Below are 12383 nucleotides of genomic sequence, written 5' to 3' on the forward strand. Positions count from 1 at the left end.
AATGATGGATAAAGCTGTTATCCGCCCGCCTTCATCTGCCTGGCGTAGATATCCTTGTACTGCTCGCGCAGCAGGTTCTTCTGAACCTTGCCCATGGTGTTGCGTGGCAGCTCCGCCACAACGAAGACCTGCTTGGGCTGCTTGAACTTGGCGAGACGCTGCTCCAGCGCCGTGGCGATCCCCTTCGCGGTGATCTCGGCGCCGGGCTTGCAGACCACGACCGCGGTGACGCCCTCGCCGAAATCGGGATGCGCCACGCCGATGACCGCGCTCTCGATCACGCCCGGCATCTCGTCGATCTCGGTCTCGACTTCCTTCGGATAGACGTTGTAGCCGCCAGTGATGATCAGGTCCTTGCCGCGCCCGACGATATGGACGTAGCCGGCGGGATCGATCTTGCCGAGATCGCCGGTGATGAAGAAGCCGTCCGGCCGGAACTCGGCGGCCGTCTTCTCGGGATTGCGCCAGTAGCCCTTGAAGACGTTCGGGCCCTTGACCTCGATCATGCCGATCTCGTCGCGAGCGATCTCCTTGCCGGTCTCTGGCTCGGTGACGCGGGCCGAGACGCCCGGCAGCGGGAAGCCGACCGTGCCGGCGACCCGATCCCCCTCATAGGGGTTCGAGGTATTCATGTTGGTCTCGGTCATGCCGTATCGTTCGAGAATGGCGTGGCCGGTGCGAGCGCTCCACTCGCGATGCGTCTCGGCCAGAAGCGGCGCCGAGCCGGAGACGAAGAGGCGCATATGCTTCGTCGCCTCCTTGGTCAGGCGGGCATCCTGAAGCAAACGGACATAGAAGGTCGGCACGCCCATCATGCTGGTCGCCTGCGGCAGATACTTGAAGACCTGCTCCGGATCGAATTTCGGCAGGAGGATCATCGAAGCGCCGGACAGCAGGATCACGTTGGTCGCGACGAAGAGGCCATGCGTGTGGAAGATCGGCAAGGCATGCAGCAGCACGTCGCCCTTCGTGAAGCGCCAGTAGTCGACCAGCGCCAGCGCATTGGACGACAGGTTGTCATGGCTGAGCATCGCGCCCTTGGAGCGTCCGGTCGTACCAGAGGTGTAGAGGATCGCGGCGAGATCGTCCGGCCCGCGCGCGACATCCGCGAATTCGTCTGAGGCGGCATCGGCCTTATCGAGCAGGCTGCCGGTGCCGATGCCCAGCGTCTCCAGCTTGGCGCCGGCCTTCTCGGCATAGGGCCGCAGGGCCTCGGCCTTGGCGGGATCGCAGACGAAGACCGCTGGCTCGGCATCACCCAGGAAATACTCGATCTCGGCCGGGGTATAGGCGGTGTTCAGCGGCAGGAAGATCGCGCCGGCCCGCACAGTCCCGAGATAGAGCATCAGCGCTTCGAAGCTCTTCTCGACCTGCACCGCAACGCGATCACCCGGCTTCACGCCGAGTCCGGCGAGTGCATCCGCGAAGCGCGCGGAGACCGCAACCATGTCGCCATAGGAGAAACGCCTGCCATCATCGAGCAGCGCGAAGGGCGCGGCGGGCGCCGGCATGCGCGAACGAATCAGATCGAAGAGGTGATTGCCCATGATTTCGGGTCCTTTCAGGCGTTTTCGCATTCGAGTATCGGACTGAACACGACATTCAGTCCGATACTCTAGATCCTAGATTTTGCATCGGCCTTTTTCGAAAACCGCATCACGCTCTTCGGACCGATGCTCTAGCTCGCAACAGAGCGCAGCAGCTTGCGTACGCCGGAGGAGGCCACCACCGTGTTGCGGGTCGCGAAGGCCTCGTGGTTGGTCTCGATATCGTCGAGGTCGTAGCGGTAATTGACCATCACGCCGTGCGACTCGCGCAGGCCCCGCGCCGAGAGATTACCGCCGACATTGATGCGCTCCAGCCGCGCACCGTTGCCGAGATGGAAGCGGGCGACGGGATCGATGACGCGGCCCGAGCCCGTGCGCGCCCGCAGCATGTATTGCGCCATCATCTGGCCGAGCAGCTTGTCGCGGCGCGCCTTGGTGGCATCGTCGAGCGAGATCGTCTCGCCGGCCGGGCGGGCGAGCTCGGAACGCTCCTCGTTGGTGAGCACGAGATCGCCGGGCTCTTCCGCCATGCTGGCGAGCCAGCGGGCGAAACCGGGCACAGGCGAGAGCGTGACGAAGGTATCCAGTCCCGGCAGTTCACGCTTCAGGTCCTCGGCGACCTGCTTGATCAGGAAATTACCGAAGGAGATGCCACGCAGGCCCTCCTGGCAGTTTGAGATCGAATAGAATACCGCCGTCGTCGCCTGCTGCGCTGGCAGGACCTCACGCTCAGGCTCCAGCACTTCGCTGATGCTGCGCGGGATATCCCCGGTCAGCGCTACCTCGACGAAGATCAGCGGGTCGTCGACGAGCTGGGGATGGAAGAAGGCAAAACAGCGCCGATCCGCAGGCTCCAGCCGGCGCCTGAGATCGTCCCAACCCTGGATCTCGTGGACCGCCTCGTAGCGGATGATCTTCTCCAGGACGTTTGCGGGGGTGCGCCAGTCGATCCGGCGCAGGACCAGGAAGCCGCGGTTGAACCAGGAGCCGAAGAGATGACGGAAATCGTCGTCGATGCCCTTCAGCTCCGGCTCCGCCGCGATCGCCTCGAACAGGGCTTCACGCATCCGCACCAGCACATGCGTGCCCTCGGGCGCAAGATTAAGGCGACGAAACAGTTCCTGCCGGCGCGGCTCGGACGCCTGATGCAGAGCCGCCACCGTCGCCGGGCAGGGCTTGGCGCGATAGGCCTCGATCGCCGCGTCGAGCCGCTCGTGATCAGGGCCGAAACGCTCCCGCAGCATGGTGAAGAAGGCGAGCCGGCCGGGCTTGTCGAGCTTCTGCCACGCTTCCAGCACGGCCTGCGCCAACGCCATCCCAGAGGCCTCGCCACGACCGGAGAGGAGATCCTCGCAGAGCTTGTCGATCGGGCGCGAGCGATTGCCAAGAAAGCGCTCGAAGCCGATCAGCGCGCGGCCGCGATCCGCCACGTTGATCAGAAGTTCGCCGAGAAATGCCATGTCCATACCGTTTCCCAGTTCGCGGGCCGAGCCTACAGGAGATTCAGGGCAGGAAAATCGGGCATCAGCGCAGCAAATTCCAGGCTTTCACGAAGAAATCCGGCGTGCCGAAATTGCCGGATTTCAGGGCCACGACCATTTCCGGCCCATCGACGACGCGCGTCCAGGGCACGCCTGGGTCAATTTCCGGGCCGATTTCGAGGGTGCGGATGCCCAAGCCCAGCACCGTTGCGCCCGAGGTCTCGCCGCCAGCGACGAGAAGCCGCGTCACACCGCCTTCGGAAAGCCGGCGCGCCAGCTCGGCGAAGGCGTGTTCGACGATGCTGCCGGCCCGCTCGCGGCCCAGCTTGCCCTGCACAGCCGCGACCTCAGCCGGATCATCGCTGGAATAGACGAGGAACGGTTTGTCGGCCGGCTGCGCCAGCGCCCAGGCGGCGAGGCCGACGGCATCCTGGCTGCCGTCGACCAGAGCGAAGGGATCGACCTTCAGCGCAGGAAAGCCAGCCGCGAGCGCCGCCTTGATCTGGCCGCGTGTCGCGGTGGAGCAACTGCCGGAAATGATACCGGCACGCCCGGCGGGCGCCTTCAAGTCCTGCGGGCCGGGACGCTCCGGCAGCAGGCCGGCGCGGCGGAAATTCTGCGGCAGGCCCATCGCGATGCCCGAGCCGCCGGTCAGCAGGACATGCTCCGACACGGCGTGGCCGAGCGTCATCAGGTCCTCGTTTGTCAGGGCGTCGGTCACGGCATAGCGGATGCCGTCAGCCTCCAGCTTCGCGAGCCGCGCCTTCACCGCGGCCGGGCCCGCGAGCACGGTGGCGTAGTCGACGAGACCGGTTTCGGTCTTCGCCTGCGTCGACATCAGGCGCATCAGGCTGGAATCCCGCATCGGCGTCAGCGGATGGTCCTTCATCGAGCTTTCATGCAGCGGCACGGCGCCGACGAAGAGATAGCCCTGATAGATCGAGCGGCCATTCGCCGGGAACGCCGGACAGATGATGGCGAGCCTGGCGCCCAGCCGTTCCGCCAGCGCATTCGCCACCGGCCCGATATTGCCCTGCGCCGTCGAATCGAAGGTCGAGCAGTATTTGAACAGGATCTGGCGCGCGCCAGCTTTCAGCAGCGCCTCGCAGGCGGCGAGCGAATCCGCGATGGCCTCAGCCACCGGATTGGTCCGCGATTTCAGCGCGACGACGACAGCATCGGCCTCCGGCAGCGCAGTGCCGGCCGGCGGCACGCCGATGACCTGGACGGTGCGCATGCCCGCCCGATTCAGCATCAGCGCAACATCGGTCGCGCCCGTCATGTCGTCGGCGATCACGCCCAGCAGCATGCCCAATCTCCCTCAGGCCCAGACGGCCCATGCCTTGTCGATCGCCGTTCTAGCTTCTGCCGAAAGAGGTGGCGACAGCCATGGCCGCATCGGGCACGCCCATCCCGGACATGGAACCCGCCTCACGGCAAGACGGTGCCCGCCCAGACTGCAGGCCGAGTTGCCAGCGAATTGATGCGGCGCATCATCGACGCCGGCCGCAAACTGAGTCAGGTTAGTGCCACAAGGAACGAATTGAGCAGAACGACCCGCTGCCAACGCGGCGGAAACGTTCGCCGACAACCGTCCGGAACGAGGGGAAATCATGAAGCTTTTGAAGGTTGCGATCTCGGCCGCCGCGCTCGCGCTCGCGACAATGCCGGCCCTGGCCCAGGCTCCGTCCACCCTGCGGATCGGGCTTCAGGAAGACCCCGACATGCTCGACCCGCACAAGGCGCGCACCTTCGTCGGCCGCATCGTCTTCATGGGACTGTGCGACCGGCTGGTCGATATCACGCCGGACCTGAAGCTGGTGCCGCGCCTGGCGACGGAATGGAATTTCTCCGTCGATGGCCTGACGCTGACGATGAAGCTGCGCAGCGACGCCAAGTTCCATGACGGCGAGGCCTTCAACGCCGAGGCTGCCAAGGCCAATCTAGACCGCGCCCGCACCTTGCCCGACTCGCTGCGCAAGGCCGAGCTCGGCTCGGTCGACAGCGTCGAAGCGCCCGACGCGACCACGCTGGTGCTGAAGCTGAAGCGCCCCGACGCCACCCTGCTCTCGCAGCTCACCGATCGCGCCGGCATGATGCTCTCGCCCAAGACCCTGTCGGGCGACGTCGCGGCGAAGCCGGTCTGCTCCGGCCCCTATAAATTCGTCGAGCGCGTGCAGAACGACCGCATCGTGCTGGAGAAGTTCAAGGAGCATTGGGAGGCCGACAAGTACAGTTTCGACCGTGTGCTCTACCGCTCGATCCCCGACACGACGGTGCGCCTCGCCAATCTGCGCTCGGGCGAACTCGACATGCTGGAGCGGCTGGCCCCGACCGACGTGAAATCGGCTCAGTCGGACAAGTCGCTGAAGGTCGAGAGCATCGCCAATCTCGGCTACCAGGGCATCACCATCAACACCAACAATGGTGAAGCCGCGAACCAGCCGATGGGCAAGGACAAGCGCGTGCGCCAGGCACTCTCCCTGTCGATCGACCGCAAGGTGCTGAGCCAGGTCGTGTTCGAGGGGCTCTACGCGCCGTCGAACCAGCCCTTCAACCCCGGCAACTACTATGTCAGCGCCGATCTGCCGGTGCCCGCCCGCGACCTCGCCAAGGCCAAGGCCCTGCTCAAGGAAGCCGGGCAGTCCAAAGTCTCGGTCGAGCTCTTCGTCACCAACAATCCGGTCGATGCCCAGCTCGGGCAGGTGATCCAGGCGATGGCCCAGGAAGCCGGCATCGACATCCAGATCCGCTCGACCGAATTCGCCAGCCAGCTGCGCGACCAGCAGCAGGGCAAGTTCCAGATGAGCCGCGTCGGCTGGTCCGGCCGAATCGATCCGGACGGCAACATCCATCCGTTCGCCCATTCGAAGGGCAACCAGAACGACGGCAAATACGCCAATGCGGAGGTCGACAAGCTCCTCGACGAGGCCCGCACGATCTACGAGCCGGCCGAACGCAAGAAGCGCTACGACGCCGCGCAGAAGATCCTGCAGGACGAGTTGCCGATCATCTACCTCTATAACCAGACGGTGTTCTTCGCGATGCGCTCCGACATGCAGGGCTTTGCGATCAACCCGGACGGGATGATCCGGCTGGCCGGGCTGAAGCGCTCGTGAGGACGTTCATGCTCTGAGAGGTGGCCCATGGCCACGCTCATCCTCCGCCGCATCCTGATCGCGATACCGACGCTGTTTCTGGTATCGCTCTTCGTCTTCGCCCTGCAGCGCGCGCTGCCGGGCGACCCGTTCCTCGTCATCGCCGGCGAGGAACGCGACCCCGAGGTGATCGCGCGGCTGCGCGAGATCTACCGGCTGGACGATCCGATCTTCGTCCAGTTCTTCGCCTGGCTCGGACAGGTCGTGCAGGGCGATTTCGGCCGCTCGCTGCGCACCGGCGAGCCAGTGCTGAACCTGATCCTGCAAAAGCTGCCGGTGACGATCCAGCTCGCCACCGCCTCGATCCTGGTCGCGATCTGCATCGGCATCCCGATCGGCATCCTGGCCGCACGGCGCAAGGGCACGATCGTCGACTACTCCGCCAGCGCGGTCGCGCTGTCGGGGCTGTCGATCCCGAATTTCTGGTTCGGGATCATGCTGATCCTGCTGGTCTCGGTGCATCTGAAATGGCTGCCGGCATCCGGTTATGAATCGATCTTCGTCCACCCCTGGGAGGCGATCCAGCGCCTGATCATGCCGGCCTTCGTGCTCGGCAACGGACTCGCCGCCTTCCTGATGCGCCACACCCGCTCGGCGATGCTGGAGGTGCTGCGGTCGGACTATGTCCGCACCGCCCGCGCGAAGGGGCTCGACGAGGATGCGGTCGTGCATCGCCATGCGCTGCGCAATGCGCTGATGCCGATCATCACGCTGACGACCCTGCTCTTCGGCGAATTGCTGGCGGGCGCTGTGCTGACCGAACAGGTCTTCACCATTCCCGGCTTCGGCAAGCTGATCGTCGATGCGGTGTTCAACCGCGACTATGGCGTGGTGCAGGGCGTGGTGCTGTGCACCGCCATCGGCTTCATCCTGATGAACCTCATCGCCGATATCCTCTATGTCCTCGTCAACCCGCGTCTGAGGACAGGCTGATGGCATCGCTCGATTCCATCTCCTCGACCGGGAGCGCGAGCGGCGTGAGCGCCCGCCCCGGCGTCTTCGCCCGGCTGATCCGCAACAAATCGGCGCTGATCGGCGGCAGCATCGTGCTGGTCTTCCTGCTGATGGCTGTCCTGGCGCCGGTATTGCCGCTGGCCGACCCGTTCAAGTCGAACTTCCTCGCCATCCGCAAGCCGCCGTCGGAACTCTACTGGTTCGGCACGGACGAACTCGGCCGCGATCAGGTCTCGCGGCTCTTCTACGGGGCGCAGGCCTCGCTGCTCGCCGGCATCGTCTCGGTGCTGATCGCGGTTGCGATCGGCCTGCCCTTCGGCATGCTCGCCGGCTGGTATGGCGGCTGGATCGACATCGTGATCTCGCGCGTCACCGAAGCCTTGCTCGCCTGCCCGTTCCTGATCCTCGCCATAGCCTTCGCCGCCGTGCTCGGCCCGTCGCTGACCAATGCGATGATCGCGATCGGCCTGTCGGCGGTACCGATCTTCATCCGGCTGATCCGTGGCCAGGTGATGAGCGTGAAGGCGGAGGATTTCGTCGAAGGAGCGCGGGCGGTCGGTGCGCGCGATCTCCGGTTGATGTTCCGTCATGTCCTGCCCAACACCCTGTCCCCCATCGTGGTGCAGTCGACATTGTTCATGGCGCAGGCGATCATCCTGGAAGCCGCCCTCTCCTTCCTCGGCCTTGGCCAGCAGCCACCTGCACCGTCCTGGGGGCAGATGCTCAACGTCGCCAAGAACTTCATGGAGCAGGCGCCGTGGATGTCGGTGGCACCGGGCATCTGCATCTTCCTCGCCGTGCTCGGCTTCAACCTGCTCGGCGACGGCCTGCGCGACGCGCTCGACCCGAAAGAAAACTAGGCTTCAGGGATACGCCCATGTTCACCACCCGCCCCGAAATCCTCGGCACCTTCGGCGTCGTGACCTCGACGCACTGGCTGGCGACCGCTTCCGGCATGGCCATGCTGGAAAAGGGCGGCAACGCCTTCGACGCCTGCGCCGCCGCGGCCTTCGTGCTGCAGGTGGTGGAGCCGCATCTCGTCGGGCCAGCCGGCGACATGCCTGCCGTGTTCTATTCGGCCGAAACCGGGAAGGTCGAGACGCTCTGCGCGCAGGGCCCCGCTCCTCAGGCGGCGACCATCGCCGCCTACAAGGCGCTCGGCCTCGACCTGATCCCCGGCTCTGGTCTGCTCGCGACCGTCATCCCCGGCGCCTTCGGCGGCTGGATGACGCTGCTGCGCGATCATGGCCGGCTGAAGCTGCGCGATGTCCTCGAACCGGCGATCGGCTATTTCGAGAACGGCCACCCGATGCTGCCGCGCGTCTCGGATTCGATCCGGGAACTGACCGATCTCTTCAGCAACGAGTGGTCGACCTCGGGCGAGGTCTACCTGCCGGGCGGCAATGTCCCGGAGGCGCGCAAGCTCTTCGCCAACAAAGCCGCGGCCGAGACCTACAAGCGCATCCTTTCGGAGGCGGAAGCCAAGGGCGGCGACCGGCAGGAGCAGATCCAGGGCGCCTATGACGCCTGGTACAAGGGCTTCGTCGCCGAGGCGATGGACCGTTTCTGCCGCACGCAGGAGGTGATGGATTCCTCCGGCCGCCGCAACAAGGGCCTGCTCACCGCGCAGGACATGGCGAACTACAAGCCGACCTACGAGACGCCGACCTCGGTGACCTATCACGACTGGGAGGTCTTCAAGATCGGCCCCTGGGGCCAGGGACCGGCCTTCCTGCAGACGCTGAAGATCCTGGAGGGCGTCGATCTCGCGGGAATGGGGCCGGCCAGCCCCGACTTCGTCCATCATGTCGTCGAGGCGATGAAGCTCGCCTTCGCCGACCGCGAGGCCTATTACGGCGACCCGGATTTCGTGAAAGTGCCGCTCGCGACGCTGCTCTCCGAGGACTACGCAGCCGGACGGCGCGGCCTGATCGGCGAGCGCGCCTCGCTAGAGCTGCGGCCCGGTACCGTCTCCGGCTACGAGGCGCAGGTTGCGCATGCCATGAGGGCGCTTGGCGCCATCGCCCAGCCAACCCAGGGCGGCGCCAGCGTCGGCGAACCGACCATGGCGTCGATGGTCGCAGCGGGACGCAAGGGCGACACCGTCCATATCGACGTCATCGACAGATGGGGCAACATGATCGCGGCGACGCCCTCCGGCGGCTGGCTGCAATCCTCGCCGGTCATTCCCGAGCTCGGCTTCCCGCTGAATTCCCGCGCCCAGATGTTCTGGCTGGAAGAGGGCCTGCCCTCATCGCTCGCGCCGGGCAAGCGGCCGCGCACGACACTGACGCCCTCGATCGCCTTCGAGCACGGCAAGCCCCGCCTCGCCTTCGGCACGCCGGGCGGTGACCAGCAGGAGCAGTGGCAGCTCGGCCTGTTCCTGCGCCGCGTCCATCACGGCCTCAACCTGCAGGAAGCGATCGACCTGCCACTGTTCCACACGCAGCACTTCCCCTCCTCCTTCTATCCACGCTCGTCGCGGCCTGGCCATATGATGATCGAGGAGAGCATCGGCGCTGCCGCACTGGCCGAGCTGGAGCGGCGCGGTCACGCCGTCGAGAAGGCACCTGCGTGGACCGTCGGCCGGCTCACTGCGGCAGAACGCAGCGACGACGGGCTCTTGCGCGCTGCCGCGACGCCGCGTCTGATGCAGGCTTATGCCGCTGGCCGTTGAGGAGCTGACTACATGACCTGGTCCATCGTCGCCCGCGACGCCGCGACCGGCGCCTATGGCGTCGCCGTCTCGACCTGCGCCTTCGCCGTCGGTGCCCGCGTGCCTTATGGCGGCGGGCGGATCGGCGCGATCGCCACACAGGCCTTCGTCAATCCGCTCTACGGCATCGACGGCCTCCGGCTGCTGCAGGAAGGGCGCTCGGCGGTCGAAATCATCGCGACGCTGACCGCGGCCGACGAAGGCCGCGCCCATCGTCAGCTCCATGTCATCGACCGCGACGGCAAGATCGCCTCGCATACGGGCGCAGCCTGCATCGACTGGTGCGGCGCCGTCGACGGGCCGCAGGTCTCGGTCGCCGGCAACATGCTCGCCGGACCAGAGGTCGTGCAGCAGACGCTGAAGGCCTATATCGCTTCCTCTGCGCTCGATTTCGACGAGAGGCTGCTGGTGGCGCTGGAAGCCGGCGAGAAGGCCGGTGGCGACAAGCGCGGCAAGCAATCCGCCGCGATCCGCATCTGGAACGGCGAGCCTGTGCCGAGCATCGATATCCGCGTCGACGACCATACCGACCCGCTGACGGAACTGCGCCGGCTCTGGCGCGTCGCGCATCAGCGCTCGGTGCCGTTCCAGCAGGCCTCGCCGTCGCGCGGGCGCCCTGCCGGCGTCACCGACCGGGCCGAGCTCGACCGCCTCTGCACGGAATACGCAGCCTCCTGGAACTCCCGACATCCGGAGACCTGAGCGGCCAAATGCATTCTCGGCGTAGCCGCGTCGTGATAGGCTGACGCTTCGTCATTCTGTCATGCCGACGAGCGGGGAATGCGATGGCCGATCCCAACACCGAAGCCCTCCAGAAGCGCATCGCCACGCTGGAGGCGCAGGTCGCAGCCCTGTTGCAGGCGATATCCGCGGATCGCGGCGGCAATGTCGTCATCAACGCGCCTGGTTCTCTGACCGTCAATTGCGGGATGGGCATCGCGTTCACAGCCGGCAGCGTGATGACGCTGACGGCGGGTGCCAACCTTGCAGTGACCGCAGGCGCCAATGCCACGATGGTGGTCGGTAACCGCCTGCGCGTCAGCAGCGGCCATGAAGCCTCGTTCGAGACACGAAGTTTCAACGTCGACGCGGCAGTGAGTTGCGAGATCGACAGCGGGCAAAACCTCGCCATCACAGCGGGCAAGGACATGGCGATGAGGATCGGAGCGGGTATGGCCGTCAGTGTCGGCAAGACGCTTGCGATCGAAAGCGCCGACGCAGCAACACTCAAGAGCGGCGATGCCAGGCTCAGCATGAAGAAGGATGGCAGCGTCGAATTGCAGGGGCGCGATATCGCACTCAAGGCTTCCGGACGCCTCGAAGCCAAGGCGTCCGGCAATGTCACGATCAAGGGATCGAAAATCCTGCAGAACTAGAGAACGCCGGCTTCTGACGGCGCTGTTCGATGTTCAGGTCAGACGACCCCGCGCCGCAACCGGCAGTTCCCCGATCAGCTTGTCGCCGCGCACGGTGATCAGGCGATCGACCATATTGACGACGACGCAGACATGGTTCGGCACGACGCGGACGACCTCGCCGACGAGCGGGCGCTTGTTCGAGGCGGAGAGATCGAGGAAGCCGTGCTCCTCGGCGAATTGCGCGATCCGCGCCGCCGGATATTCGAGGATATAGCCGTGGCCGTCGAGATTGCCCTTGTCGCTGGTCAGCGTCTTCGAGCCTGAATCGAGGATGCCGCGCTCAGGCCCGGCCCGGCTCACCACGGTCGCATAGACCATGAGCGCGCAATCATCGAGCGTCGCGACGCCGGCCGCGATCTGCATGCGGTCGTTGAAGATCGAGGTGCCCGAGCGATGCTCGGTCGAGCCCTTGAGCTTGCCGATATGGGGCAGATTGGGCGAGCCGCCGGTCGAGACGATGTCGGCCTTGAGGCCGACCTCGCGCAGGCCGGCATTGGCGGTGTCGAGGAAGGCCTGCGTGCGCTCCCAGCCATCCTCCGGCGGGTACATCAGGAAGCCGGCGAAGCGCAGGCCGGGCGAAGCCGCGACCATCCTGGCGAGCTCGACCGCTTCACCGGGCGTCTCGACGCCGGCGCGCTTGCGGCCGGTATCGCATTCGATGACGACCTCAAGATCACGACCTGCGATCTCCCCCGCCCGCGGCAAGCCGGAGATGGTGACGGGATTGTCGGCGGCGACGATCATGCGGACGCGTCTTTGCAACGCTCCCAGACGCCCCAGCTTCTCCTCGCCGAGGATGTTGTAGCTGATCAGGATGTCGTCGATGCCGCCATCGGCCATGATCTCGGCCTCGCCGAGCTTCTGGCAGGTGATGCCGCGCGCACCGGCCTCGATCTGGAGTCGGGCCAGCTCGGGCGATTTATGCGTCTTGATATGCGGGCGATTGGCCAGGCCGGCGGCGTCGCAGGTCGCCTGAAGGCGCGTGATATTGGCATCGACCTTGTCGAGATCGATCACAACGGCGGGCGTGCCGTAGACGCGGGCGATCTCGGCGGCGAGCGGGGTGGCGGCAGGCTGATCGACGGCCCTGGAGGTAGTTGCGGTCATGC

At 65.8% G+C, this 12383-nt stretch carries 10 protein-coding genes; 6 read left to right on the forward strand and 4 right to left on the reverse strand.

The genetic code is table 11. The features are described from left to right. Positions 1-17: 17 nt before the first annotated feature. The 3 genes from J0I42_RS01900 to otnK all read right to left on the reverse strand — a co-directional run bounded on the left by J0I42_RS01900 (position 18) and on the right by otnK (position 4337). Positions 18-1511, reverse strand: a complete 1494-nt coding sequence (locus J0I42_RS01900) for a malonate--CoA ligase (RefSeq protein ID WP_465247631.1) — start codon at positions 1509-1511, stop codon at positions 18-20. Between the two features lie 167 nt (positions 1512-1678). After that, positions 1679-3007 (reverse strand): malonyl-CoA decarboxylase, encoded by a 1329-nt coding sequence (locus J0I42_RS01905; protein ID WP_366509787.1) that lies wholly within the window; start codon positions 3005-3007, stop codon positions 1679-1681. A 64-nt stretch (positions 3008-3071) separates the two neighbouring features. Next, positions 3072-4337, reverse strand: a complete 1266-nt coding sequence (gene otnK / locus J0I42_RS01910; protein WP_291652240.1) for a 3-oxo-tetronate kinase — start codon at positions 4335-4337, stop codon at positions 3072-3074. 304 nt (positions 4338-4641) lie between these two features. Here otnK and J0I42_RS01915 point away from each other — a divergent pair, with 304 nt between their 5' ends. From J0I42_RS01915 to J0I42_RS01940, 6 genes are all read left to right on the forward strand, one after another. After that, positions 4642-6147, forward strand: a complete 1506-nt coding sequence (locus J0I42_RS01915; RefSeq protein WP_291652241.1) for an ABC transporter substrate-binding protein — start codon at positions 4642-4644, stop codon at positions 6145-6147. 27 nt (positions 6148-6174) lie between these two features. Next, on the forward strand, positions 6175-7119 hold the full coding sequence (locus J0I42_RS01920) for an ABC transporter permease (RefSeq protein ID WP_291652242.1): 945 nt from the start codon (positions 6175-6177) through the stop codon (positions 7117-7119). Beyond that, complete coding sequence (locus J0I42_RS01925; protein WP_291652243.1) at positions 7119-8000, forward strand: ABC transporter permease; 882 nt, start codon at positions 7119-7121, stop codon at positions 7998-8000. The genes J0I42_RS01920 and J0I42_RS01925 overlap by 1 nt, the downstream gene beginning before the upstream one ends. Before the next feature lie 17 nt (positions 8001-8017). Further along, complete coding sequence (locus J0I42_RS01930) at positions 8018-9817, forward strand: gamma-glutamyltransferase family protein (RefSeq protein ID WP_291652244.1); 1800 nt, start codon at positions 8018-8020, stop codon at positions 9815-9817. A gap of 12 nt (positions 9818-9829) precedes the next feature. Beyond that, positions 9830-10558, forward strand: coding sequence for a DUF1028 domain-containing protein (locus J0I42_RS01935; RefSeq protein WP_291652245.1), 729 nt, complete (start codon positions 9830-9832; stop codon positions 10556-10558). A gap of 83 nt (positions 10559-10641) precedes the next feature. Continuing rightward, entirely contained in the window at positions 10642-11232 is a 591-nt protein-coding gene (locus tag J0I42_RS01940) for a hypothetical protein (protein ID WP_291652246.1), read from the forward strand. Positions 11233-11265: 33 nt separating this feature from the next. Here J0I42_RS01940 and J0I42_RS01945 read toward each other — a convergent pair whose 3' ends face one another. Then, a complete protein-coding gene (locus tag J0I42_RS01945) occupies positions 11266-12381 on the reverse strand; it encodes an alanine racemase (RefSeq protein WP_291652247.1) in 1116 nt (371 codons plus the stop codon). Positions 12382-12383: the final 2 nt, after the last annotated feature.

Source organism: Allobosea sp., from assembly GCF_017308015.1.
GTDB lineage: Bacteria > Pseudomonadota > Alphaproteobacteria > Rhizobiales > Beijerinckiaceae > Allobosea.